This window comes from Embleya sp. NPDC020886, assembly GCF_044333915.1.
Lineage (GTDB): Bacteria > Actinomycetota > Actinomycetes > Streptomycetales > Streptomycetaceae > Embleya.
In genome coordinates this window covers 741,378-765,876 of sequence record NZ_JBIRRX010000003.1, presented here as the reverse complement: position 1 = coordinate 765,876, position 24,499 = coordinate 741,378, and the positions used below count along the sequence as shown (strand labels likewise).

General features: G+C 72.3%; 19 protein-coding genes. 5 read left to right on the top strand and 14 right to left on the bottom strand.

Features of this window, described 5'->3' with window-relative positions; all coding sequences use genetic code 11:
- Nucleotides 1–50: 50 nt before the first annotated feature.
- The 3 genes from ACH4U8_RS14160 to ACH4U8_RS14150 form a co-directional block, all read right to left on the bottom strand.
- Nucleotides 51–1,007, bottom strand: coding sequence for a zinc-binding dehydrogenase (locus ACH4U8_RS14160; protein WP_395777957.1), 957 nt, complete (start codon nucleotides 1,005–1,007; stop codon nucleotides 51–53).
- Nucleotides 1,007–1,534, bottom strand: coding sequence for a VOC family protein (locus ACH4U8_RS14155; protein ID WP_395777955.1), 528 nt, complete (start codon nucleotides 1,532–1,534; stop codon nucleotides 1,007–1,009). The genes ACH4U8_RS14160 and ACH4U8_RS14155 overlap by 1 nt, the downstream gene beginning before the upstream one ends.
- 63 nt (nucleotides 1,535–1,597) lie before the next feature.
- Nucleotides 1,598–2,833 carry an amidohydrolase family protein gene (locus ACH4U8_RS14150; protein WP_395777954.1) on the bottom strand — a complete coding sequence of 412 codons (1,236 nt, stop codon included), beginning with the start codon at nucleotides 2,831–2,833 and terminating at the stop codon, nucleotides 1,598–1,600.
- 71 nt (nucleotides 2,834–2,904) lie between these two features.
- On the opposite strand from ACH4U8_RS14150, the gene ACH4U8_RS14145 reads away from it, so the two are divergent.
- Nucleotides 2,905–3,441, top strand: coding sequence for a PadR family transcriptional regulator (locus ACH4U8_RS14145; protein ID WP_395777952.1), 537 nt, complete (start codon nucleotides 2,905–2,907; stop codon nucleotides 3,439–3,441).
- Nucleotides 3,442–3,542: 101 nt separating this feature from the next.
- Here the strand turns inward: ACH4U8_RS14145 and ACH4U8_RS14140 are convergent, their stop codons facing one another.
- The 3 genes from ACH4U8_RS14140 to ACH4U8_RS14130 all read right to left on the bottom strand — a co-directional run bounded on the left by ACH4U8_RS14140 (nucleotide 3,543) and on the right by ACH4U8_RS14130 (nucleotide 6,214).
- The gene (locus ACH4U8_RS14140) at nucleotides 3,543–4,145 is read right to left on the bottom strand and encodes a M20/M25/M40 family metallo-hydrolase (protein WP_395777950.1); all 603 of its coding nucleotides are present in this window, start codon (nucleotides 4,143–4,145) and stop codon (nucleotides 3,543–3,545) included.
- 32 nt (nucleotides 4,146–4,177) lie between these two features.
- Nucleotides 4,178–4,774, bottom strand: a complete 597-nt coding sequence (locus ACH4U8_RS14135; RefSeq protein WP_395777948.1) for a hypothetical protein — start codon at nucleotides 4,772–4,774, stop codon at nucleotides 4,178–4,180.
- Nucleotides 4,775–5,692: 918 nt separating this feature from the next.
- Entirely contained in the window at nucleotides 5,693–6,214 is a 522-nt protein-coding gene (locus tag ACH4U8_RS14130; protein WP_395777946.1) for a S1 RNA-binding domain-containing protein, read from the bottom strand.
- A gap of 111 nt (nucleotides 6,215–6,325) precedes the next feature.
- Here ACH4U8_RS14130 and ACH4U8_RS14125 point away from each other — a divergent pair, with 111 nt between their 5' ends.
- The 3 genes from ACH4U8_RS14125 to ACH4U8_RS14115 all read left to right on the top strand — a co-directional run bounded on the left by ACH4U8_RS14125 (nucleotide 6,326) and on the right by ACH4U8_RS14115 (nucleotide 8,165).
- Nucleotides 6,326–6,478, top strand: coding sequence for a hypothetical protein (locus ACH4U8_RS14125; RefSeq protein WP_395777944.1), 153 nt, complete (start codon nucleotides 6,326–6,328; stop codon nucleotides 6,476–6,478).
- Between the two features lie 6 nt (nucleotides 6,479–6,484).
- Nucleotides 6,485–7,606 (top strand): methyltransferase domain-containing protein, encoded by a 1,122-nt coding sequence (locus ACH4U8_RS14120; RefSeq protein ID WP_395777942.1) that lies wholly within the window; start codon nucleotides 6,485–6,487, stop codon nucleotides 7,604–7,606.
- Between the two features lie 151 nt (nucleotides 7,607–7,757).
- Complete coding sequence (locus ACH4U8_RS14115; RefSeq protein ID WP_395777940.1) at nucleotides 7,758–8,165, top strand: hypothetical protein; 408 nt, start codon at nucleotides 7,758–7,760, stop codon at nucleotides 8,163–8,165.
- A 520-nt stretch (nucleotides 8,166–8,685) separates the two neighbouring features.
- On the opposite strand, the gene ACH4U8_RS14110 is transcribed toward ACH4U8_RS14115, so the two are convergent.
- From ACH4U8_RS14110 to ACH4U8_RS14085, 6 genes are all read right to left on the bottom strand, one after another.
- On the bottom strand, nucleotides 8,686–8,910 hold the full coding sequence (locus tag ACH4U8_RS14110; protein ID WP_395777938.1) for a hypothetical protein: 225 nt from the start codon (nucleotides 8,908–8,910) through the stop codon (nucleotides 8,686–8,688).
- A 185-nt stretch (nucleotides 8,911–9,095) separates the two neighbouring features.
- Complete coding sequence (locus tag ACH4U8_RS14105) at nucleotides 9,096–9,542, bottom strand: TIGR03618 family F420-dependent PPOX class oxidoreductase (protein WP_395777936.1); 447 nt, start codon at nucleotides 9,540–9,542, stop codon at nucleotides 9,096–9,098.
- A 129-nt stretch (nucleotides 9,543–9,671) separates the two neighbouring features.
- A complete protein-coding gene (locus ACH4U8_RS14100; protein WP_395777934.1) occupies nucleotides 9,672–16,625 on the bottom strand; it encodes a hypothetical protein in 6,954 nt (2,317 codons plus the stop codon).
- A gap of 73 nt (nucleotides 16,626–16,698) precedes the next feature.
- Nucleotides 16,699–18,063 (bottom strand): hypothetical protein, encoded by a 1,365-nt coding sequence (locus ACH4U8_RS14095; protein ID WP_395777932.1) that lies wholly within the window; start codon nucleotides 18,061–18,063, stop codon nucleotides 16,699–16,701.
- A gap of 120 nt (nucleotides 18,064–18,183) precedes the next feature.
- Nucleotides 18,184–19,725 carry a hypothetical protein gene (locus tag ACH4U8_RS14090; protein WP_395777930.1) on the bottom strand — a complete coding sequence of 514 codons (1,542 nt, stop codon included), beginning with the start codon at nucleotides 19,723–19,725 and terminating at the stop codon, nucleotides 18,184–18,186.
- A 397-nt stretch (nucleotides 19,726–20,122) separates the two neighbouring features.
- Entirely contained in the window at nucleotides 20,123–20,824 is a 702-nt protein-coding gene (locus tag ACH4U8_RS14085) for a hypothetical protein (protein WP_395777929.1), read from the bottom strand.
- Nucleotides 20,825–21,359: 535 nt separating this feature from the next.
- Between ACH4U8_RS14085 and ACH4U8_RS14080 the strand changes: the two genes are divergently transcribed.
- Nucleotides 21,360–22,241, top strand: a complete 882-nt coding sequence (locus ACH4U8_RS14080) for a methyltransferase domain-containing protein (protein ID WP_360310094.1) — start codon at nucleotides 21,360–21,362, stop codon at nucleotides 22,239–22,241.
- Nucleotides 22,242–22,253: 12 nt separating this feature from the next.
- On the opposite strand, the gene ACH4U8_RS14075 is transcribed toward ACH4U8_RS14080, so the two are convergent.
- Together ACH4U8_RS14075 and ACH4U8_RS14070 are read right to left on the bottom strand one after the other, a co-directional pair.
- Nucleotides 22,254–22,643, bottom strand: a complete 390-nt coding sequence (locus tag ACH4U8_RS14075; RefSeq protein ID WP_395777927.1) for a hypothetical protein — start codon at nucleotides 22,641–22,643, stop codon at nucleotides 22,254–22,256.
- 152 nt (nucleotides 22,644–22,795) lie between these two features.
- Nucleotides 22,796–24,388: an alkaline phosphatase D family protein gene (locus ACH4U8_RS14070; protein WP_395777925.1), complete on the bottom strand. Its 1,593-nt coding sequence runs from the start codon at nucleotides 24,386–24,388 to the stop codon at nucleotides 22,796–22,798.
- Between the last annotated feature and the right edge of the window lie 111 nt (nucleotides 24,389–24,499).

Below are 24,499 nucleotides of genomic sequence, written 5' to 3'. Positions count from 1 at the left end.
GCGTGAGGCGCGTGGCCGGTGAGGGTGGGGGCGCATGTGCGGGGTTCTGCTCAGGGTTCGAGGACGACCTTGATCGCTGCGGCGGCGGGGTCCTGGGCGACGGCGAAGGCGCGGGCGGCTTCGTCGAGGGGGAAGCGGTGGGTGATCAGGACCCGAGGCAAGTCGGGTACGGCGCGCAGGATGTCGGTGGCCTGTGCGAACTCGGGTGCGCCGTGGTGGTGTCCGTACATGAAGGCGGGGACGATGGTGATCTCTTTCATCTGGGTCGTGTAGCCCATCGCCACCGGCGTCCAGAACGTGCCCAGCAGGCCGAGGGTGCCGCGTGGCCGCAGGTGGGCGACCGCCAGGTCGAAGGAGGCTTGCACGGCGGCGGCGTCGAGGACCGTGTCGTATTCGCCGGTGGCGCGGATGCGGGCGCCGAGCGCTTCGCCGGCTTCGGCGCGGTGTGGCCGCGGTTCGGTCAGGTCGACGTCGGCGCCGAGGTGGCGGGCGGCGGCGACGGCACACAGTCCGATCGGGCCGCCGCCGATCACCAGCACGCGCCGGCCGGCGGTCACGCCGGCGCGGTTGAGGCCGTGCAGGGCGACGGCGAGCGGTTCGACGAGGGCGCCGTCACGCGGGTCGACGCCGGCGCCCGAGGTGTCGACGAGCGGGAACAGCGCTCCGGGATCGACCCGGACGCGTTCGGCCATGCCGCCGTCGATCGCGACGCCCAGCAGGCGTTCGCCGCCGGTCCGGCAGAGCTGGGCGGCCCCGGCGGCGCACTGGTCGCAGGCGTCGCACGGAAGGTACGGGCGCACCGCGACGGGGGTGCCGTCGGGCAGCAGGCCGGCGAACTCGTGGCCGGGGGTGACCGGGGATGGGCCCATCGCCATCAGGTGCAGGTCGCTGCCGCAGATGGCGGTGGACACGACGGTGACCTCCACCGGCGGCACCCCGTTGCGGTCCGCCGGTTCGGGAACCTCCAGGACCCGGATGCCGTCGGCGGTGTTGCGCACCGCCTTCATCACAGGGTCACCTCGCGAACCGGGTCGGTGCCGTCCCAGTCGCGGGCGGCGTCGCGCATCATGGCGAAGAAGTCGCCGTGCAGCGTGCTCTCGTAGACTTCCGCGACCGAACCGCCGTGCCCTTCGGTGGGGAAGTACGCGAACCGCGCCTGCGGCCCGGCGTCCCCCCAGTGGTACGGCTCGACGCCGGCGTCGGCGAAGCGGCGCACGTACGCGTCGTAGTCGGTGGTGAAGTGGCACAGGTGGTGCAGCCCTTCGCCGTGCTCACTGAGGAACTCCGTGTAGGCGCTGGGTGCTTCGGGATTGAGCTGCTGGATCAGTTCGATCTGCAGGTCGCCGGAGTAGGCGATGCCGACCGCGATGCGCGCGTCGGTGCGCGTCCCGAGGTAGTAGGTGTTGACGATGCCGGCGTCGGGGAAGTGGAAGAACGGCCCGACGCCGAGGTTCTCGGTCCAGTGCCGCATCGCCGCGCGGACGTCGCGGACCACGTAGCCGAGCTGGTGGATGGAGCCGATCGCGGTCGCCATGGAAAACCTCCGTGCTGCGGTTCTGTCTTGTGGGTACGGGGGTGCCGGTCGGGGCACGTGTGGTCAGCCGGGGAACTGCCCGTGCACGAGTTGGCCGCCTTTGAGGACCGCCCGGGGCGTGCCCTCGGCGAGAACCGCGAGATCGACGGTGGGATCGGTGTCCAGGATGAGCAGGTCGGCGAGCTTGCCCGTCTCCACGGTGCCGAGGTCGGCGGCGCGGCCGACCAGTTCGGCACCGTTGCGGGTGGCCCAGCCGACGATCTCCGCCGGGGTGATGCCCGCGTGCTCGGTGTAGAGGCGAAACTCCCGCCCGTACAGGCCGTGCGCGAAGCCGACCGCGCCGTAGTCGTCGCCGAGGACGAACCGCACGCCGGCGGCCTGGGCCCTGGGGATCGCCGCGTACATGCTCTCCAGGTCGGCGCGGATCGCGTCCGCCGCGAACCCCAGGCCGGCACCCATCACTTCGAGGAAGTGCTTGGGAAAGTGCAGCGACGGGACCACGAACGCGCGGGTGTCCACCAGCGCCGCGATGACCTCGTCGTCCATCTCGTCGCAGTGGTCCACGATGTCGATGCCCAGCTCCAGGGCCATCATGATGGCGGGCTTGTTGACCAGATGGGCGCGCACCAGCGCGCCGCGCGAGTGCGCGGTCTCGATCGCGGCGGCCAGCTCGTCGCGCGTCATCTCGATGCGGTCCTTGGGCGCCGTGGTCCCGTGCCCGCCGGTGACGAACAGCTTGATCACCTCGGCGCCGCGCTTGATCTCCTCGCGTACCCCGTACCGGAAGCCCTCGGCCCCGTCGCACAGCCGCACCGCGCCGGGCGCGGGCATGCCCCAGTGCCACGGCACCCCGTCGTTGGCGTGCCCGGTCGTCGACAGTTCACGACCGGAGGGCCAGAACCTGGGGCCGGGCGTCATCCCGTCCTCGATCGCCCGCTTCACGCCGCCTTCGACCTCGTTGGCGGCGCCCGCGCCGATCACGGACGTGTAGCCGTGCGCCAGCGCGGTGTCGAGGTTCTTCGCCGCGATCAGTGCCTGGTACGAGGGTGGGTATTCGTTGCCGTACGGCACGTTCGGCCGCGACCCCAGCTCGTGGTAGGTGGCGTGGAAGTGGCAGGTGAACATGCCCGGCATGACCGTCCGCCCGGCCAGGTCCACGACCCGGTCTCCGTCCCGGGGCACCACCGTGCCGGGCGTGACCGCCGTGATGCGATCGCCCTCGACGACCACGGTCCGCCCCGCCGCAGACGGGTTGACGCCGTCCAATACGGTCGCGTCGGCCAGAATCAGTCGCTCCATGAGTGGCACCTCCACGCGATCCGATATAACTGGGATACATATATGCCATGCATGTTGAGGAGGCAAGAGCCGTGACCGAATCCGCACCCCTGCCGCCGCTGACCGAGACCGGGTGGACCGCGCTCGGCTTCATCGTGCTGCAGCCCCGCTCCGGCTACGAGATCAAACAGGCCGCGCTCGCCCAGGTCGACGCCTTCTGGGGCGTCAGCTACGCCCAGCTCTACCCGCAGCTCAAACAACTACAGGACCTCGGCCTGACCGAGCCGCTCGGCGCCTCCGGGCCCCGCAACCAGACGATCTGGCAGGCCACCGACGCGGGCCGCGCCGCCCTGCACGACTGGCTGGCCGCCCCGCCCGGCCCACCCCGGCTGCGTGACGAGGCGCTGCTGAAGCTCACCTTCGTCGACACGCTGTCCTCGACGGACGCACTCGCCCTCATCGCCCACAAGCGCCGCGAATTCCTAGGCTGGATCGCGTACTTCGAATCCGAAGCAGGCGCCGCCACCCGACCCCTGCTCCGCGCCTACGGCCTCGGCCAGGCCCGGGCCGGCCTCACCTGGTGCGACCACGCGGCAACCGAACTCGCCGGCGGTTCAGCCCCCGGGTAACACGGCCGCCCACACCCTTTCGTCCCCGAACATCGAACGCACCCCGCGCCGCGTCGGCAGCGCGGGGTACCCGGCTCGCATTCGGTGGGGAGAGCGCCCTGCTATCGGTTGTCCATCGCGAAGACTTCGCCCGGCTTGAGGATTCCTGCGGGATCGAGGGCCCGCTTGACGGCGCGATGCATGTCCGACACGAGCGGGTCCGACTCCCGGTTCAGGCCGGACCTCTTCAACCAGCCGATTCCGTGCTCCCCGGTGATCGTCCCACCCGGTTCGATCGCCTCGGTCGCGTCGGCGGCGTTGACGCCCTTGTGCGGCATCGCCGCAGCGTGCGCGGTGACTCCCGTGTAGGCGACCTGCCAGGTGCTGATCGCCGGCGAGCCCATGCCGACACAATCCATCGGCGCGGCGTGCACCATCATCGCCGTCGCGACGTCGTCGAACGCGCCCCGCTCCGGCAGGTAGACCTTGCCACCGCCGGACTCCTCCGCCGGAGTGCCCAACAGCTTGACGGTCAGGCCGAATTCGTCGGCGAGCGGGGCGAGCGCGAGGGCCGCTGCGACCGCCGCCGCGCCGTTGACGTTGTGGCCGCACGCGTGGCCGATGCCCGGCAGGGCGTCGTCCCGACACCCACGGACTCCGAACGGCGGAATGCCCTTCCTGCCAAAGCCCGTTCGCGACTGCTCCCGCGTTCGAAAGACACCCACACACCGACCACCGCGGCGACACCACGGCACGGCTACTCGGACTGGCCCGTGAGCTTGACCATGCCGATCGTGATGCGGTCGGCGGTACTGCCGAAGACCACACTCAGCCTGAGCGTCATCGCCCCGGTGGGCGTGATGTGGGCAGGCATCGTGTAGCAGGCGGGGCCGACCGCAGTTCGGTCGGTGTTGTCCTCGAAGCTGACGAGCGCCGAGTTCGGCAGGGTCATGTCCGTCACTCGCGTCTGGCTGATGTACGTCCGCCCGACCGTGGCCGAGAGGACGGCGTAGCACACCTCGACGGCACTGACCGAGGTGTTGTCGGACGGCAGACCGAGGTTCATCCCCTGGGAGTCGCGATCGGTGATCACCTGTTGCGGTGTCAGCACGACCGCGCTGGACGGGCAACAGTACGGCGCGACGGTGAGCTTGGCGGTCGCCGGGCCGGCGGGACCACTGGCGATGGCACCGAGCGGGCTGTACCTGGTCTGGACCGACGTCGAGGCGGACGATGCCGCGGAACCGACCGTCGGGCTGATCACGAATACGCCCAGGACCAGGGCCGCGACGAGCCCCAGGATGCCGAGTGATGCCTTGTTCGGGGTGTGACGCCCGCGCCGGATCCCAACCATTACGGCTCTCCCATGATGTTGGAAGCCACCCCTCGTACACCGCCCCGGAACCGCTCGGGTGAGGGGTGGCACGAATGAGCACCGCAGAGTGATCACGCTGCTGTCGGATATGACCGGCACATCCGATACGCCAATATACGGGTCCGTTGTACCGGCCGACACCAGCTTTCCGGGCAACTCCCTCCCGAAACGTATCCCCGAGCAGCGGCAGCCGCCCACGTTCTCCGGGCACGGACACGACACCGCAACGGGGCTTCCACCGGCGGGAGTTCGCCGCACGATCCGCGCGCCGACCACATCGGACCGCGGCTTCGTCCTCCGAGGTGCGACATCGCCGAGGAGCTCCTGTCGACCCCCGATGGCCGATCTGCGGGGTGCAGGGGTGTCCGAGATCATCCGGCCCGGCGGAGCCGTCATGGTCGGGGTGGATGCACGCACCGCGCCGAGTCCGCCTCGGCCGACGGCACTTCGCCGACCCGGGCCGTGTGAAACGGGCAGACGGCCTGACGCGGACACGCGCCTCACGTCGTCGGCCGCGCGGAGCGAACTGCCCGCCGCCACCCCCGAACCGCCGCTCCGGTCGAGCGACTCGTCGGCCGACGCGCGCGTCGTGGCTCACGGTCCTGGGCAGGGGGAGCCGATCGGGTGGAACGCGGTGATGTCCGGCGCTCGGGGCGAGTTGTTCCGACGTCGGGCGGTGTACAGGACGGGCGGCCCCATTTCCTCTCGGGGGTCTGGCCAAGGACCACTCTCCCGCTCCCGGGACGGTCGTACACCCCGGCGAGGCCGTCACACCGTCCCGAAGCCGCAGCGACGCCCGGGTCGCCCGGGAGGCGCGTCCGGGTCGGAAGCGCTGCCGTTCGCGCCGGCTCCCGACGCCTCGGGGGCGCGCCGGGTCCCTCGCGCGGACGTCGGGGCTCACGCCAACGCGACGGCCGCCCAGTGCGTTCCGGGTTCGGTCCCGAGGTCGACCTCGGAGATCCGGACGCGGACCTCGTCGCCCACGCGCACCGTCGCGCGATCCTTCTCGGGAATCGACAGGTGGGCCACAAGGGAATTCGAGAGGGCGAGCAGGGCGTCGCCGTGCTCCGCGAGGGCGACGACCGTCGCCGGTACCACGTCGCCGATCCTGTCCAGGAACGCCGCGGCGGGGTTCGCCTCCAGGGCCCTGACGGACAGGTGGACCCGTGCCTTCGCCGCGTCGACGTACATCACCTGAGCCGTGATCACCTGTCCCACCCGCAGCCGCTCGTTGAAGTCACGGAAGTAGCCGGACGTCAGGTTCAGCGTGTTGATCATGCCCCGGGCGTCCTCCAGCCGCACGAACGCCACCGTACGCAAGACCTGCTCCACGGTCCCGGAGCAGATCCGCCCGCTCGGGAACCGCGATCGAAGGTCCGCGACAACCATCTCGTAATCCGGATCGGAACTCCCTGCCATCCCATGGATTCTCGTCCACTCGGGCGATGCCGACCATGGGCGACTCCTCGTCCTGCTGCTCCGGCGCCGGGGTGCGCTGCGTCTTCCGAGTGGATGTGATGCTGTGTCATCATGAAGTCCCTCTGCGTGACCGAGGAGGCGTCCATGGGGCAACACGAGAAGCCGCCGCCGGATCCGTCGAAGGGCAATCCACCGCCGGACAACTCCGACGGGCGCGTGCCCCCTCCCCCGCCGTCGAACGGCCGGCACAAGAAGGACGAGTAGCCCGCCGTGGACCTGGTCGAGGCGCGGTCGCGCTTGGCGGCCGAGATGCAACGGCGGAGGGACTGGCCCGAGCGCGCGCCGTGGATCCGTGCCGCGGTGGAGGCCACGCCCCGGGACGCGTTCGCGCCCGGTCGGCTGTGGCGTTGGGACGGCGACGGCTACGTGCCGGTGGACCGCACGGTCGACGAGGACGCGTGGGTGTCGTTGGTGTACGCCGGCCCGGACGACGCCGCGGTGACGCAGGTCGTCGACGGGGTACCCACGTCGAGCCTGTCGTGCCAGGCGGTGGTGGTGGACATGCTCGACTCGCTGCTTCTGCGACCCGGCCACCGGGTCCTCGAATTGGGCACCGGGACCGGATGGAACGCGGCTCTGATCGCTCGACGCGTCGGGCCCGGCAGCGTCGTCGGCGTCGAGGTCGATCGCGGTCTGGCCGAGGAGGCCCGCAAGGCACTCGCCGCGGCGGGGGCGGACGTGACCGTCGAGGTCGGGGACGGCGCGGCCGGTCTCCCGGCGCAACCCCCGTGGGATCGGGTGATCTCGACGTACGCGGTCGAGCGGGTGCCATGGCCGTGGATCGCGCAGATGCGTCCCGGGGGCCGCCTGGTCACCCCGTGGGGGCGGCTGGGGCACGTCGCGTTGACCGTCGCCGACGACGGGCGATCCGCCTCCGGGTGGGTCCAGGGGCTCGCCACGTTCATGCCGGCCCGCGGCACCCCGGCCGAACCCCGGTTCACCGACGTCCGCGGCACCGCACCGCCCGGGGACGAACGCGGCGTCGCCCGGGACCTGGCGCCGCTGTGCGACGACGCCCACCTGCTGTTCGCGCTGCGGGTCGCGCTGCCCGAACTGCGGGTACACGCCGCGCGCGACGCCGACGGCGTCAACGCCTGGATCCACGACGGCGACACCTCCTGGGCCGTGTACTCCGCATCGGCGGGCAGCCGGACCACCCTGTACCAGGGCGGAGCAAGACGCCTGGGAGACGAGTTGGAAACAGCCTGGGACCGGTGGATCGCAGCGGGCGGCCCCGGGCTGTATGACCACGGCATGACCGTCACATCCGACAGCCAGTACGTATGGGCCCACCACCCCGACACCGGGCCCCGATGGCCGACGACCACTTGACCGCGCGGGCGCTCGGGCGTGGTCGCGTCGGCCTCGGGCCGCGACGGCGCCGTTCGACACCGGCTGCGGGAGGACGGGGGACGGGTGTTGCCGGCCGTTCGTCCCGGATCTGCTGCCGTGTGGCGGATGGCGTAGGCGGGTTTTCGCGCTCGTGGCCCGGAACGGGCGACTCGCCGCCCTGTGGGCGGACCGCGGCGCGGGCCCGGATCGTCCCGCGACCCTGTACGCGGCGCCGCTCTCGTTCGCCCCTTGGGGGCAGCCGCAGTTCGGGTCGGTGACGCGCCGCGCCTACCGGGCGGCGTATCCCGCCGCCGACTCCACGCGGCACATCTCCGACATCTCGGTGACCGACACCGGCCGGATCCTCGTGAGTTCGGCCGCCGACGCGGGCGACGACGGCCCGTTCGACTCCGCCGTGAGCGACGCCGGCCGGGTGACCGTATCGGCGGACGGCCGGGTACGAGTGACGCTCGCGGCCGCCCGACGGTGCTCGCCACCTTCCCGGGCTACAAGGTCGAAGGAGTGGAGTGCCTGCCCGGATCCACCGACGCCCTCCTAGGCACCGACGACGAGAACCTCGGCGGATACGTGCGGACCATGCCGCTCTGCGGGCCCTGACAGCGGTCGGCCGGCGCGGAAGGCGACACAGCCGAGGACGACCTCGTGGTCCTCGCGGTGCTTTGATCGGTCGGTCTTTCGCGCGGTGACCGGAACGCCCAGTTCCCGTCGACTGCGTTCCGCACGCCGCGGACGGCACCGTTCGGCGCAGCAACCCGACGTCATCCGGGCCGTGTCGGGGTGGCCCCGGCTCGAACACCGCAGAACGGCGGGCGCCCCGCGCCCGTCTTCCGCCCCGGGCACCCCTGCCTCCGCGCGACACCGACGCACAGCTACGAGTGGCGGCGCGATCGCGCCGCCGTCGCGCCCGGGACACGGTCACCGGTGGCATCCGGAAAGCGCCGGGGACGCGCGACAGGGACGCACCGCGAGCGGCGACCGGCCCCGCGGTCTTGGCCGCGGTCTCGACGCTTTCCGCCGCGGGAGGGCAGGCACGGCCTCCCCCGTTCGTCCGCCCTCGGTCAGGCGCCGCGATACCTCAGGTAGGTCTCGATCTCGCGCGTGATGTCGTGGTCTTCGTCGGCGGCGAAGGCGAACGGGCGCAGCGCGCGGCCCAGGTGGTGCACCTCGGCGGCGTCGCCGTCTCGTCCGCCGGGGCCCGGGTACACGTGCGGTTCGAGCAGCGACGCGTACAGGACGGCGCCGTGCCGGACACAGGCGAGCGTCTCGGCGCCGAGCTGATCCACGACGCGGACCGCGTCGGCTGGGCCCTCGCAAGGAACCGGGTCGTCGTCGTGCGCAGCGGGGCAACGTTCCACGAGCCGACGCTACCGCTCCCACCGAACATCGCACACCCGTACGAGCGTTCAAGTCGTCGACAGTTTCCGCCCGGCCGAATCGCCGAAGCGTTCGAGGCGACGCAGGAAGTCCTTCAGGAAGCGGGGACGGGGCCGCCGGGCCGGAATCGTTCCACTCCGACGATGTGCCGCACCTTGAGCGGGCGCACGATCACCGCGATGCGCCGCTCCCCCGGCATGGTCCACTCGAAGCGCTCGACGCCCAGGTACTTGCGGGCCAGTACGTCCATCCGGTCGTGTGCCTCCCGACCGTCGACGAAGCGGGCCACCACGCCGCTGATCTGCACGCGGTCGAAGGGGTCGGCGGTGTCCGCGTGCGAGAGGTAGACGCGGGGGTCTCGGCGCAGGTTCTCCTCCTTCACCCGACCCGCCGAGGTGTTGAACGTCAACTCCCCCTCTCCTTCCAGGTCCACCCACATCGGGCTGACCTGGGGGGCTCCGTCGGGGAACACGGTGCCGACGTACCAGATGTTGGGGGCTTGCAGCCGGGCGCGGACGGCCTCGTCGAATGTCACGGTCATCCTGGGACGCTACCCGACTGGGGTCGACGGATGGCACGGAGAGGCCGTGAAGTCCGATGGGAGAAGCCGATACCGCGAGACCGCCCGCACACATCTGCACCCGCACCCGCCCGCATCTCGGCGTCCGCGTCAGGGAGTTCCCGGGTCGCGGAAGGCCAGGGTGGCCGCATCGGACCAGGGGCCGCCGGCCCGGAGGGTGCGGGCGCGGACGCGAATGATGTAGTAGCCGAACCAGTTCGTGGTGGCGAGTCGGGTCGTGGCGGCCGGGGCGTCGGCGGAAGTCGGGGTGACGGTGGTCGTGGTGATCGTGCGGGCCGCGCCTTCGAGCGGCCGGCCCAGTGCGTCGCGGTCGCGGATGGCGACGACCTCGTAGTGGAGGCCGAGCGGCAGCGGGCCGATGGGGGCCGTCCAGGAGACCAGCACCGGGTTCTGCTTGGGCGGGAGCCCGTAGGCCCGCGCGTCGCGAACGGCCCCCAGGACGACCACTCCCGTAGCAGGCGCCCACGGCCCGGTGGTCTGCGGAGTGGCCAGCCGCACCTGGGCCGTGTACTCCTCCCCCGGCGCGGGCCGGCGGCCGTCGGCGCGGCGCAGCACGAGGCCGCGCGCGGTGATCGCCCGGGCCCGTCCGACCTCGGTCCCGCCGCACGACAGCACCGCCTCGTAGCCGAGTTGCACAACGGCGCCGGCCGGCAGCGGGCCTTCGGAGTTCGTGAGGGTCAGGGTGGTGCGCGCGGCGTCGGCGACGATGCTGGGTGGGTCCGTCCACACCAGGGTGAGTTCCGCGTCGTCGGCGGTGAGTTGCGGGGTGAGCGGTCGCGGCAGGGTGACCAGCAGGAGGCCGGGCGAGGTCGTCCACGCGCTGGTGTTGCCGTACATCTCGGCCCGCACCCGGACCCGGTAGGTCGACCGGGTGTGCAGGGCGCGTCCGTCGGCGAGCACGACCCCGCGGGCGTCGGTGCCGACGATTTCCTTGCCGCCGCCGACCGCGTAGGGGCCCGAGCCCGGGGAGGAGTCGACCAGTTCGTAGGTGTAGGTGGGTGCCGCGGGTGCGCCCGCCGGCGTGGCGACCGCCGTCCACGACGCGGTGACCGTGCCCAGGTCGTTGCGCAGTTCGGCGCGCGCGGGGGCGGCGACCACCCAGGCGTTGAACACCCGGCCGGCCCATCCGCTCATCCCGACGCCCGGGTTGTTCACCCATACATGGACGTAGTACGCCCGCCCCGAGACCGGCGCGGGCGAAGGGCTCAGCGTGACACGCCCGTTCAGGACTCCGGTGGAGGTGGCCACGGCCTTGTTGGTGGTCGGGTCGACCACGGCCACGTCGCACGGCACCGGGGTGTTCCAGGCGATCGTCAAGTCCCCCGCGGACTGCGTGACGGACAGGATCGTCGGCGCCGGTTGCGACAGGACGGTGTACGGCACCCGCGGGCTCCACGCCCCCGGGAAGTGCCCGTGCCCGAGTGCCTGCGCCTGTACCGTGTACGCGCCCCGCACCGGCTGCGCGAGCGGAACGGCGCTGCCGGCGGCCACCGGCAGCGGCACCGTCAGCGTCGGGGCCGAGGCCGGCCTCACCTCGTTTGCGAGCATCACGCCGTTCGGGTCGAACACCCGGATGACCACCTGCTCGGTACCGGCCTGCGGCGTGCCGGTCGCGACGAGTTGCGAGCGCCCGTAGGCCAGGGTCGCCGTCGGCGGGGCCGGCTTGCTCAGCACGAGCTGCTGGGACCACAGTCCGCTCAGGGGGCCTCGGATGCCCCTGACCCGTACCGGATAGTCACCGGGCGGCAGCGTGTTCGGGTCCAGCGGCAGTGCGCCCTGGAGCACCAGGCCCAGGTTGCGGCTCGCCAGTTGGGTGCCGTCGGGGCGGAACACGGCCAGCGTGTACCCGGCGGCGCGGCTCGCGCCGGCCCAGCGCGCGGCGACCGTGCCGTTGTCGTAGCCGGCCTCGTGCAGCGCCGGGGTGCCGATCCCGCTGTTCGTGCCGGGCCCGCCGTGGCTTGCCGCGTCGGAGACGGCCTTCGCGATGGCCGCCGCCAGCGTGGCGACGGTCGCCGACCCCAGGATGCCCCCGGCTCCGATCGTCGCGAGCACCAGCGCGGCGGCCTCGACCCCTTCGACGGCCGCACTGGTGATCAGCCCGTCGCACAGCAGGACGGTGGCGACGTCGAGGGCCTCCTCCCCGACGACCAGCGCCAGGAACAGGGCGATCTTCGCCGGGTCCGCGAGCAGTGCCCGGGCGAACTGCGCGGCGGCGCCGCGGATCCCGTCGGCGAGGACGCCGGGAAGCCGGTCCCACCGGGTGGTCGTCGGGACGTGCACGGCGAACGCCGGGAAGGCCGAGGTGAGGAACGGGGCGTCGGCCCCGACCAGGGTGAGGGAGCATGTGCCGGTGAGGCTGAAGACGAGGTCGTCGCCCACCGCGGTCACCGCGGGCGTCACCGTGTACGAGGTGTTCACCGCGTGCCGGGCGACGAGCTTGCCCAACGGCCCGCACAGCGACAGGGATTCGGCGTCCGCGAGCGCCTTGATCGCCGACACGAAGTCGACCAGGTTCTCCGCGAGGCCGAACGACGGCCACCCGTCGAGCGCGAACTCGGCACCCGCGCCCGCCGGATGGGTGCTGTAGCGGAACCCGCAGGCGAGCGGCCCGAACGGGGGAAGGGAACGCAGGGACGTGAGCCGCCCGGTGAACACCCGTCCCCCGTCGTGCCCGGGCGCCACGGACACGGACGCCACCGCGAACGCCTCGCCCAGGAAGTTGATGCCCGCCGACAACCGCGCCGTCGCCGAGGGCCCGGTCTCGAAGCCGAGTTCGGGGCCGCCCTGGTACGTCCCGCTGCCGCCGGGGCGGGTCGTGCCCGCCAGCGACATGAACCCGAGGTCGAGCGGCGCGTCCAATACCGCGGTCGCCGCGACGCGGTCCCACTGGCCGGTCCTGGGGTCGCGCAGGACCGTGACGATGGCGTGCAGGTCGAGGTCGGCGATCAGGCGCACGGTGAGCCGGGCGTCGATGGTGTACCCGTCGCGCGGCACCGTGCCGTCGGGGGCTCGGAGCGTGGCGCCCGGGTCCCGGTCCGCCTCGTAGTACGAGATCCGGGTGCCGGACCGGAGTCCGACGTCGATGAGCGTGCCGGGCCGGGTCGCGGACGTTCCGGTGAAGCACTGGGCGAGGAACCCGGCGAGCGACCAGTCGGCGGCCAACGAGACGTCGTAGAGCACCGGGACGCCGTCGCGGAGCACGAGCCGCGCGGCGCAGTCGAGCCGCCGGTCCGGCTCGCCCGTGCGGGGTGCGGGCCCGAGCAGCACCCGGCCGCGGATCATGACCGTCGACGTCTGCGGGACGGCCGGGCGGCCGGGCGCGGCCGGAACGGCCCATCGGTAGGCGATGTCCGCACTGAGGTGTTCGAGCGCCAGACCGCGCAGCATGAACGGCGCCGGCACGGTGTCCGCGGTGCCCTGCCGGACTCGGGTGGTGAGCCCGGCGTCGTCCGCGACGAGAGTCACGTCGAAGGCGTAGGTGCGCCCGAAGATCTCGACCAGCTCGACCCGACCCGCCAGTTCCACCCGATCGGCCAGGGCCGGCCGGTATTCGACCCGGATGCCGCGCGGACGGTCGGGGGTGTGGGTGAGCCGGACGGTGCGCGCGATCGTGATGTCGGGCAGGTCGGCGGTGAAGACCGTGCGCGAGGGGTCGGCGTGCTCGATCATCGCTGCCAACCACAGTGTCGGCGTCGCCGCACCGATGCCGATCTCCAGCAGGTGCGCGAACAGCGCGGTCCGCGCGAAGTCGATCCGCACGGCGCAGGCCACCCCGGTGGACAGTGTCAGCGCCTGGTCGCCGAGATTCTTCAGCGGCGCCGGCGACGATCCGGCGCGTTCGAGCAACGGCGCGGTGGCGCGGCTCAGTTCGCCCAGGGTGGTGCCCGCGAGATCCGACACCACCAGATGTGCCTCGCCGACCCGCAGCCGGTCGTCGACCTTCCAGGCGGCGGGCAGTATCGAGTCGAACCGGAAGCCCGCGCCGACCACCAGCGACACCGCGTAGTGCATGCGCCCGCCCTGCCCGGGGCGCGGATCCGGGGCGAGGTACACAAAGGCGTTGCACGCGGGGACGGCGCCCTGCCGGGCCAGTTGCCCCGACAACATGAGCTGCGAGGTGGTCGCGTTCAGGTGGAGCGAGGCGGAGCCGAACGTCGACGGCGCCAGGCTGCCCGGCGCGACGGCCTGCCATCCCGTGCCCGCCGCGGGCGTACACACCCCGTCCGTCAGCGCGGCGATCGACACGCGCGGTGCGTCGGCGACCGTGACCGTGCCGGTGAGCACGGTGGGCGCGGACGCCGCGCCGAGCGCCAGGGTCACCGCGGCGCGCAGCCCCGCGTACTCCAGTGTGCCGGTCACGCTCGCGCTCGCGGCTGCGGCCCGGCCCGGCAGGTCCAGGGTCGCGCCGATCGAGGTCACCGGCAGTTTCGCGGCGCCCAGCGGGATCCGCCACGCGTCGAACTCGGCCCGGCCTTCGAGGTGGAGCGCGCCGGTCTCGGGGATCGCGCGGATCTCCGCGGCGGTGAGCGTGACGCGGTCCGAGAGCCCGCGATCCTTGGCGCCCGACGGGAGGGCCAGGGGCGTGCGGTCCGGCGCCGCCACTGCGGCGGCGGTCTCGGCGACGTCCAGGACCCGGTCGCCTGCCAGGCGTCCGGTGAATTCCCACGGCCGGCCCGGCGCCGGCTTGACCGCGCCCAGCCGGATGTCGGTGGCGCCGATCGCGAGCGTCCCGAACACGGCGGCGACCACGGTGTCCGCGGTGACGGGGTAGGCACTGCGCACCTCGGCGGTGACCCCGGTCAGGGCCAGGCGGCCGGGAACCAGCGTCCATGCCTCGGGGGCCTCCACCGCGAAGCCGAAGCGGGCCAACGCCCCGCCCGCCGCGCCGGAGAACGCCAGCGCCACCCGGCACACGTCGAATCCCTTGGCCAGGGGCAGGGCGGCGGGCAGCGCGGCACGCGCCCGCGGGCCGGCGAGCCAGCCGTCGAGCGCTTCGAAGCCGGGCACGTGCACGGTGTGCGTGAATCCGGCCAGCACCTGCCAGCCGCCTTCGAAGTCGTTCTTCACGGCGGTGACGTCCACCGGGCTGCCGCACAGCGTCAGTTCGCCGTCGATGGTGCCGAGTACGCCCACCGGGTCGGTTTCGGGATCGAACACCAAGGCGGCGGAGACACCGCGGACCGCGAGTTTGCCGTCGATGATCGTCCAGGCGTCGGCCGACTGTTCGAACGCGAGCGAGAGCTGCGTGAGCGTGAGGGTCCGGGGGTCGAGGGCCACGGCCAGCCGGGTCAGGGTCAGTGCGCCGAGCGTCGCGATCCCGGCGGGCAGCACCGTCGGGTCGCCGCCGAGCAGGGCCAGCGCGTGGCCGATCGAGGGCAGCCGTACGAGGGTGTCCCGGTCGAGCACGAGCGTCCACGGCTCGTCGTCGCGCGCGGGTACGGGCAGCCGCATGTCGAACGCGGGCGCCTGCGGCCCGGAGCCGAGCGCGGCCCGGCCGCGCAGTGCGCCGGACACCGTCCAGGCGCCGGCCGCGTCCCGAACCGCAGTCAGGTCGACGGCCCAGCCCGACAGCGTCAGCAGGCCGCCGAGCACCGGCCACGCGCTCCCGCCAGGCTGGGCGATCGTGCATGAGACCTCCCGGAGTTCACGCGCGACCGGGTCGACCAGCAACGCGATCCCGCTCACCGAGGTCGGCCGTCCGGCGTCGACCAGTGTCGGCGGCAGCGCGGCCGTCAGCCGGGCGGCGTCGAAACCCGCGAGGCCGTCCAGGCGGGCGAGTTCGGGCAGCAGCCGGCCCGCGTCGTCGTCGGTGATCTCCACCCGCCACGGGCCGTTCGCCGGCACTGTCGCACGCACCGCGAACGGCTTTCCGCCCAGGGTCACGGTGCCGGAGATCGCCCCGGAGAAGGCGACGGAGATTCCGGTGGGGTAGGCGGGCGCCCGGATGACCGTGACGGCGAGCGTGACGCCGGATATCGCCAACGCGCCCGGTATCAGCGTCCATTCGCCCGTGCCGAAGCCGAGCGTGACGGTGCTGCGACCCGCCTCGTCACCGGCCGGGGACACCTGCTCGGCGTAGCCGGTCACCGTGGCCCCGGCGAGGTCCAGCAGTGACGTGGGCAGCCGCTTCGCGGCGGCGTCCGGCACTCCGCACAGGGCCAGTGCCGCGCTCGTCGAGCCCGCGTTCGCGAGCGGGCCGGTGATCCGCAGCACCGGCCGGCCGGCACCCGAAGTCGGCAGATCCACCGAGCACTCGACCGTGGCGCGACCCACTCCGGTGCTGCCCTGGACGATCAGCACGTCGGCGGCCGGATCCCTCCCGCACTCCAGCCGCAGCATGCCCGAGCGCACCGTACTCGGGCTCTGCCCGAAGCGTGCCGCGGTGAGCGGGCCCAGCGGGGCCTCGCTGCCCCATTGCAGCGACGGCCGCACTCCCGGGGCGGTGGCCACCACCCGCCCGCCGATCCGGACCCGCTGCACGCCGGTGTCGCCGGCCGCGCCGCCCACCGGCCGCAGGTCGCTGCGCACCGCGAGGGTCGCCTGGAAGTTCAACCCGGCGCCCGGATACAGAGGGAAGAAGAACGCCGGGTCGACGTGCGCGTGCGTGGTCGCGATGAACACGGCGTCGGTGAGCGGCAGATACTCGAACCTCGACTCCATCAACTCGGGGAACGAGTCGGTGAATTGCCAGTCGGCGGGCGGTCGCGCGGTCCACGCGCACCGGAGGCCGCGGTCCGCGGACACGGTGAAGACGAGGGAGACCTCGGTCAGTGGGTCGCCGGTCAGCACGTCGGAGGTGCCGGTGAGCCGGAGCACGCCCGCGTCCACGCTCGGGGAGCCCGCCGACACGAGGGTCGGGATGGCACCCGCGGACAGCCGCAACTGCCGGTTGAGCGTCTGGCGCAGCACATCGCCGGTCGGCCCCGGCACAGTGGTCGCGTCCAGCCGGTAGGCGAAGGTGCCCGGTGCGGCGGCCGAGCCGCGGGTCGCGACCAGCCGACCGCGCAGCGCGTTCAGGATCTCGGCGTCCGTGGGGTCGGGCATGGCGGATCGGTCCTCACATGGGGTCGGCGGTGCACACGGCAGGGGTTGGGGCGGGGAACGGCCGGCGGGCGGGTCAGCCGTAGACCGGCTTCGGGCCGGCCCCGAACCTGTCCCGCTTGAGTGCGGCGAGGGTGAAATTGCCGGTGTCGAACCCGGCCCGCGTCGGCGCCTCCCGCTTGGCCTGGTCGTAGCGCCTCAGCGCGGCCGGCACGTCGAAGTCGTCCACCCACCGCGGCGGGCGCACGGCCCCGAACACCAGCCGGCCCCGGTCGTCGTCGTAGCGGTACAGCGCCGACCACCGCACCGCGCTCAGCAGCTTGGTGCTGCCGCGCGTCGCGGTACCCCGGCCACGGACACCGACCGCGCACATCCAGTACGTCAGTTCCAGCGGATACGTCTCCGGCGGGAACGCGAACGGCGGTGCCAGCAGGCCCCGCGCGCCGCGCACCTGCGGCGGGGGCGCCAACCCGTCCACCGCCAAACCGAGATCGTACGGATCCAGGTGCTCCTTGATGCGCCACAGCGCCTCGTTGCCGGTCCGCGCCACCAGTTCGGCCATGTCGTACTCGGACAGCACGTGCACGCACACCTCGCTGTCGTCCTCGAACCCCGGCCGCGAGTAGATGACCAGCGTGTCGCCCAGATCCTCGTCGTCGGGCAGGGTCAGCAGGACGAACCGGCCGACGACCTGGGCGGCCACCTCCTCGCGGACGAGGTCGGGCAGCCACGGCGCGTCGTCGCCGGGCAACGCGGTGGTCGCCAGCGACCGCAGCGCGAGCTGATACGGCTCGGCGTGGGCCAGTTGCGCCGGCGTCACGGGCAGCGCGAGCACCAGGTTGTCCGGCGTGAGGCAGTCCCCGACGGCGTCCGGGGTGAGCAGCCCCGGCGGGACCTCGGCGGTCAGCACGGCGGCCTCGGAGTACCGGAAGTCGGGGTCCGAGGCCCACAGCGCCCCGTGCGAGTGCGGCGCGTACAGGTCGTCGATGCTGCGCACATCACCGTCGGTGAGCAGGGAGTTGAACGCGTACAGCGGCACGGGGATGTTGCAGGCCCGGGCGTTCGCCGGGTCCACGAGGTCGACGAAGTACTTCTGCGTCCGGTCGAAGACGTACGGCTGTCGGTCGGCGACCCGGCCGCCGAACGCCGCCGGCGTGATCGGCGTGCCGAGGAACGTGAACTGTGCGCACTGGAGGTAGCCGACGTATCGGAAGGCGGCCGGGTCGGCGCCGAAGCCGCGCTGCTGTTCCCGATACTCGGCGGGGTCGAAGTAGGCGCGGACGACCACCGATTCGGAGAATCCTTCGTCGAAGCCGATCCAGTGCGGGCCCTGCTTCCAGTACGTGGTGCCGAGCGTCGCCTCGACCTCCGGCTCGGGAAAGACGCCGTCGAGGCGATACCGGGGGTTCCCCGCATCGGGCTGGACCAGGGTGAACGGCATGGCGACTCCAAGGGGACCGGGCGCGCATCGCCCGGGCCGCAGCGGCCGCGCGATCGCGGCGAGCAGAGCGAGCAGAGCCGGGTCGGGTGCACGAACAGGACGGAGAGAACGAACAGGCGATCAGAACTCGGTCTCGTGCACGAACGGGCCGATCGGATAGATGTCCCCGGGCGCGGAGTTGCGCGGCTCCGTCGGCCGTAGGGTGGTCCGGGTGCGGTCGAGATTGGTCAGCGTGCCGGTGCCGTAGACCTGGACGACCAGGTCCGGGTAGTCGTTGTAATCCGCCGCGCGCAGCGCCAGCACCGACTCGTCGACCGGCCGTACCACGATGTCCCCCATGATCGGCGCGTCGTGCAGGTTCACGCCGAACCTCTTGGTGCTGCCTTTCGAGGTGACGACCACGTCCGCACACTCGGTGACGTAGGTCTGGACGATCGAGTTGGTGATCCGCGCTCCGGTCAGGTCCACCCACTGCGGGGTCACCCTGTCGTTGGTGCGGTTGATCACGTGCTGCGTCGGGTGGTGGTGGAACAGCGAGCGGAACCCGCTGCTGATCAGGAACAGCATGGGCTGGACGGAGGCCAGCAGCCGTACGTCGTTGCTGGACTTGCTGCCGTGGTGGTTCGCCTTCATCACCGTCGCGTAGCCCGCGCTCGCAGCCTTGTCCTTGCCGGGCCGCCGCTTGTGCGGCATGGGGAAGAACCGCACGAGGGCGTCGCCGACCGGGGATTCGACGTCGGCGTGCGCGGTGAAGGACTTCAGCGCGTCGTTGGGCAACAACTGGGCCGCCTTGTCGTTGTTGCCGCGGTTCCCGCCCGCGGGGCCGCCGTCGCCGGCGATGTCGCCACCCATGAAGAACCGGAACGAGCCGTACGACAACATCCCCACGATGGAACGGTCGTTCTGGTCCACCGTCTTCGTCTTGGACGACACGACGACGTTGCCGCCGTACGGCTTCTTGCGCACGGCCTGGCCCGACGCGATCACCCGGAAGGAGATGCGGATCCCGCTCGCGGAATTTCCGAGCCAGACCTCCGCCGTGTCGGTCTCGGTCCCGGCCTGCGGATTCCACACCTTGGTGTAGTCCTCGTCGGTGTCCAGGCCGCCGGGGAAGATCGCGACCAACTGCGTGCGTTCCTTCTTGGGTTTGCCCGTCATCGCCTCGTTGATGTCGGTCTGGAGCGCGATGAAGCCGCCGCTCATCCCGGCCCGTTTGCCGGCCGCCTGGTAGACGCGTGCCGGGTGCATGTTGCGCACGAGTACGGTGGAGCCCGGCTTCTTGCGCCGCTTGAAGATGCTGCGCAAGCCGTCCATGTGGTCCGCGTGGTAGTGGCTGATCATCACGTAGAGGTTCGGCTGGTACGCCACGGACGTGTCGACGACGCCGTGCGTGCTCAGGTAATCCACCACGTCGCCGCCGAACTCGTCGTTGCCGCCGTCGATCAGCAGCGCCTTGGTGACCGTCCCCTTCAGCGGGATGTCGTAGTGCACGGCGTAGGGCACATGGTCGATCGGCTCGCCGGGATCGGGTAGCGCCGCGTTCTTCGCGCGCGCGGCGTCGATCGCCGCCTTCACCCGGACCGGGTCGCGGTTGATGATCAGAACCGAGTCGCCCTGGCTGACGTTGATCTGATGGATCTCCAGGCACGCGCTTATGGACACGACGCACTCCCCCCACGCCTCGCGCCGTGTGACCAACGCGAGAACACGTTCTCCCACTCCCCGGCCCGACCCTACCGCGCGCGGCCGCCGGTCGCCCGTAATCCGGCTGTGGGGTGGGGAGTTGACCGAGACGCGAGTATGCCGCAGACCGCTGCGGCGGCGCCCGGCGAGACGTCGGCACGCAGGAGGACACGACGAAGTGGTCCGCCGATCGGGCCGGTTCGGTGCGGACCCGAAAGACGAACACCTCGTGGTCGGTGACCACCATGGCGTACCGGACGCCCACCGGCAGCCGCAGGCACCCGAGTTGCCCTCCGCCCCAACGCATGGTGTCGAGTCGGAGTCCGGTTGGCCCGCGGTCTGTGCGGAGGTCTGTGTCACATGATCGACGTGCCGGTCAGGAGCGGGCGTTCGCGGGCGGAGTGGCGGGCGGGGTGCCGTTCAGGAGCGGTGCTTTCGGCATCGACGTGCGCGGCACCTCGAAGCGCGCGAGCCGGGTGTAGGGGGCGATGCACTCCGGCGGGGCGCTGCGGTCGGGGAGGCGTACGTCGAGCCTGAGCCGGTTCCCGTTCGCGTACAGACGGGCGCCCTCGGGGTCGAGGCAGCCCGCCTCGACGGTCACGGTGACCACGACGTTGCGCGCGAAGTCGGTGGTGGGCACGGGTTCGCCGGGACGTTTGGACGGGTTGCCCGCGAACACGGCGGCCAGGACGTTCGCGTCCTGGGTCGCCGATTCGGCGACGGCGAACACCTTGGGGAGGCCGCGAGCGTCGGCGAAGGAGACGGTCCGCGTGTCGAGGCGGCCGTCGGCGGGTGTGGCGGGGGCTGCGGTGCGCGATGGTGCGGTCGTCGTCGTGGCCGGGGTCCCGGCGGGGGTGGCTGTGGGCGAGGTGGGCGAGGTGGCGGTGGGTGGGGCGACGGGGGCGGTGACGGGTGTGTCGGACACCGTCGGTATCGAGGCCCCCGCCTCGGGCTTGTCGTCGTCACCGTCGGCGAACAGGAACCACAGTGCGATCCCGATGCAGACGGCGGCGATCAGTGCGGCGGTGACGACGTAGGTCGTCCGTGCGGCGGGTGGTCGCGCATTCGACTCTGCCATGGTGATGTGACGTCGGCGGGCCGTCCGCGGTTCCGCGTCCACCCGACCGCCCACGACCACCATCGCCTCGGGGCCGCCGCGGAGTTGCCTCGGCACACCCGAACAACGCCTGTCCGTCCCTACGGGTCGAGGTCGGCCCGCGACATCCCGGTATGCCCGCCGCAGGCCGACGTGCGACCGCAGGCAGCGGTTTCCGGCCGGGTCCATGCGTGCCTGCCGACCGGGACCGCTCCACGCGCCATCGGCTCCGGACCACCGTCACAGCCGATTCCTCCACCGGTGTGGCCCGCCACGGGGGCACGCGCGTGCCGGGCGTGGGTGCCGGGGCAGCACGCGACCACCACGGCCGACTGCCGCCCGGCGCACCCGGGACACCCGCACGGCGGCGGGGATGCGCCATCCGCCTGTCCGCGGCGCGCCCTCGCCCGACACCCGACGCCCCGGATGGCGTTCGCGCGGTGGCACGGAGCGGTCGCACGGCGATGTCCGGCGATCGCCTTCTGTGGGCCGTGGGTTCGCCACTATCGTGAGCGGCATGGCAGCGGATGAAAGCCTCGAAGGTACACAGACTGCGCCGACCCCCGAGGAGGTGGGCGCCTCGTACGACGAGTTCGGCGACCTCTACAGCCTCATTCTCGGCGACTCCGCCATCCACGTGGGCAGTTGGGCACCGCCCGACGGGCGCGCCCCCGCCTCCAGCCTGCTCGATCTGGCCAATCTCGGTATGGATCAGCAGACCGACCACTACATCGACGCCCTGGGCCTGGGACCCGACGACCACCTGCTCGACATCGGCTGCGGCACCGGTGGTCCCGCCGTCCGGCTGGCCCGCGCAACCGGCGCCCGGGTCACGGGAATCACCGTCAGCAGTTCGCAGATTCCCCTGTGCGAGGCACGCGCCCGGCAGGCGGGTCTCGACGATCGGGTGCGTTTTCGCCTCGGCGATGCCATGAACCTCGGTGCGGAACACGCCGACGAGTCGTACGACGCCGCCTGGGCCATCGACTCGTTCCCGCACATGCACGACCAACTCGCCACACTGCGGCACGCCCTGCGCGTCCTCCGGCCCGGCGGCCGACTGCTGTTCACCGAGTTCACCCAACGCGGGAACCCCACCCCCGAACACCTGGCCGTCTTTCGCGCCGTGTGGACGTCCCTGCCGCCGCAGAACCCGGCCACCCTGCTGAGCCGCACGGCCGAGGCCGGATTCGAACTCGTGCGACTGGAGAACCACACCCAGGACCTGGCGCTGTGCGGCGAAGTGATGGACGTCCTGTATCGCGACAACCACGACCGGATCCTGGCGCGCTACGGTTCCGACACCACGTCCGCCATGGACGACGCCATGCCGAAGCTGCGCGAGTTCGTCCGCGACCACGCCGGATACCACGTCTTCCTGCTCCGAAAGCCCGTGTGAGACGCACGAGCATCACCACACCGACGACGAGCCTCTGCGGGGCCGGACCGTCGCGGCGGCGGCCCCGTCGTTCTCGTGTCGATCCCGCGGGTCCGGCGCGGCGGCGGTCCCGAGGCCCTGAACCCCCGACTCGGGCAGGCCGCGCAGGCCGGTGATCGGCCGACGGCTTGCCGGGACCACGGGCACCGATTCGTCCCGTAGCCGGCGCGCCGCGAAGGCCACCACCCGGGCCGACACGTGGTCCGGCCGGTGCGCGTCGTCCACCAGGCACGGCAGCGGGCGTTCCCGCGCCGACGCGGTGAGCAGATCGAGCAGGCCGCCCCACGGGCGGCGACACCCCGGGTGAGCTCCCGGCGCGAAAGCAAACCGCGCAGGGCGACCCAGCCCCTCGACACGGGGCACGGCAGCCGCCCCCGGTGCCCGTCCGACGCCCGCCGTCGGGCGGGCACCCACCGGCGTGTTTCGCCCGTGAGGTGGGCGACGCGCCGTCGAAGGGCTCACGGTGGCGAGCGCGCTGCCGTACCCCCGCGCCGGCGTGAAGCCGCCCTGCGCGGTCAGACCGGCGTGGTCGCGGGCACCATCCGCTTCGTCGCTCCGTCGACGGCGAACGACTTCAGGTGGGTGACCGCGCTGTCCGGCCTGGTACGGTCGGCGATCTTGTACCAGTCCATCTGCACACGTGCGGCGGTCACGTCCAGCACGCCGCAGCCGTTGGATTCGGCTTCGCCCCACTGCAGGTGCGGGTTCAACGCGCGGATCGCGGCGACGATCTGCGCGCCCACCCCGCCGGGGTAAAGCGTGCCGAAGGGCGTCGAGGTAACCGACGTCATCACGAACTGCGAGGCGACCGGCGCCCCTCCCCCGGGCGCCGGGACCTCGCCGGCCCACGAGGAGTGCAGGTCTCCGCTCAGGAAGACGGTGTTGCGCTTGTCCTGCCGGCGCAGGTGGGTGAACAACTCGCTCTGTTCGGCCCGGTAGCCGTCCCACTGGTCGGAGTTGACGGTCACGGGCGCCTCGGGACGTCCGCTGGGCAGCCACCACGGCGCGGCCATGACGGAGCTGACGATCAGATTCCAGCCGGCCGTGCCGCGCGCGAGGCCGTCCTTGAGCCAGCCCATCTGCTCGCGGCCGGTGAGGGTGCGCGCCCGGTCGTCGAGGCCGGCGGTGTCGGTCGCCGCGACCTGCCGGGAGCGGAAGCTGCGCAGGTCGAGCATGGTCAGGTCGGCGAGGGTGCCGAAGGACAGCCGACGCTGCGTGGAACCGGGCACCGCCCGGCGTACCGGCAGCCACTCGAAGTACGCCTGTTTCGCTGCCGCGAGGCGGTCCGCCCAACTCCCGTCGGAGGCCGGATCGTGCTCGTCCGCGCCGCCGGACCACCACCCGCTGCATACGTCGTGATCGTCCCACGTGGCGATGATCGGTGCCGCGGCGTGCATCGCCTGAAGGTCGGGGTCGGTGCGGTACCGGCCGTGCCGGGCGCGGTAGTCGGCCAACGTGCGACACACGACGGGTGGCTCCATGGCGCGGATGTTCCCGGGCTTGGTCGCGAACTCGTAGGTGTAGTCCCCGAGGTGGATCACCGCGTCGAGATCGCCGCGCCGTGCGAGGTGCCGGTAGCCGGCGAAGTGGCCGTTGGCGTAGTTGGTGCACGTCGCGATGCCGAAGCGTAGGCCCCCGATGTCTTGCCGGGCGGCCGGCGCGGTCCTGGTGCGCCCCACCGGCGAGCTGTCGTGGGCGGTGCGGAAGCGGAAGTGGTAGGTGGTGCCGGGGCGCAGGCCGCGCACGTCGACCTGGACGGTGTGGTCGCGGTCGGGGCCGGTGCGGGTTCGACCGGTGCGCACCGGGTGCCGAAAGTCGCGATCGAGGGCGACCTCCCAGAACACGAGGGAGGCCGGGCCGCGCCGCGAGCCCGGGCGGCAGTCCGGGTTGGGGGTGACCCGGGTCCAGATGACGACCCCGTCGGGCAGGGGGTCACCGGACGCGACGCCGTGCAGGAACGTCGCCCCCTTCGCGACGCTCACCGCCTCGGGCTCGTCGACCCCGGCGGCCCGGGCTGCGGGGGCTGCTGCGACGACACCGGCGGCGACCGCGCCGGAGGCGGCCGTGATGCGGACGAAGTCGCGGCGGTGCAGGGGAGTTCCCATCATGCGTTCCTTCGAAGGTGTGGTATGGCCGAGGTGGGACCGGATCGTGGCAAGGAGGTCGAGAAACCTGCTTGGCCTTGGGAAGGGAACCGGATCGTGGCAAGGAGGTCGAGG

Excerpts from the sequence above, each read along its gene's own strand:
- ACH4U8_RS14160 (WP_395777957.1), bottom strand. The coding sequence starts at position 1,007 with ATGAAGGCGGTGCGCAACACCGCCGACGGCATCCGGGTCCTGGAGGTT.
- ACH4U8_RS14155 (WP_395777955.1), bottom strand. The coding sequence starts at position 1,534 with ATGGCGACCGCGATCGGCTCCATCCACCAGCTCGGCTACGTGGTCCGC.
- ACH4U8_RS14150 (WP_395777954.1), bottom strand. The coding sequence starts at position 2,833 with ATGGAGCGACTGATTCTGGCCGACGCGACCGTATTGGACGGCGTCAAC.
- ACH4U8_RS14135 (WP_395777948.1), bottom strand. The coding sequence starts at position 4,774 with ATGGTTGGGATCCGGCGCGGGCGTCACACCCCGAACAAGGCATCACTC.
- ACH4U8_RS14130 (WP_395777946.1), bottom strand. The coding sequence starts at position 6,214 with ATGGCAGGGAGTTCCGATCCGGATTACGAGATGGTTGTCGCGGACCTT.
- ACH4U8_RS14125 (WP_395777944.1), top strand. The coding sequence starts at position 6,326 with ATGAAGTCCCTCTGCGTGACCGAGGAGGCGTCCATGGGGCAACACGAG.
- ACH4U8_RS14105 (WP_395777936.1), bottom strand. The coding sequence starts at position 9,542 with ATGACCGTGACATTCGACGAGGCCGTCCGCGCCCGGCTGCAAGCCCCC.
- ACH4U8_RS14100 (WP_395777934.1), bottom strand. The coding sequence starts at position 16,625 with ATGCCCGACCCCACGGACGCCGAGATCCTGAACGCGCTGCGCGGTCGG.
- ACH4U8_RS14095 (WP_395777932.1), bottom strand. The coding sequence starts at position 18,063 with ATGCCGTTCACCCTGGTCCAGCCCGATGCGGGGAACCCCCGGTATCGC.
- ACH4U8_RS14085 (WP_395777929.1), bottom strand. The coding sequence starts at position 20,824 with ATGGCAGAGTCGAATGCGCGACCACCCGCCGCACGGACGACCTACGTC.
- ACH4U8_RS14080 (WP_360310094.1), top strand. The coding sequence starts at position 21,360 with ATGGCAGCGGATGAAAGCCTCGAAGGTACACAGACTGCGCCGACCCCC.
- ACH4U8_RS14070 (WP_395777925.1), bottom strand. The coding sequence starts at position 24,388 with ATGATGGGAACTCCCCTGCACCGCCGCGACTTCGTCCGCATCACGGCC.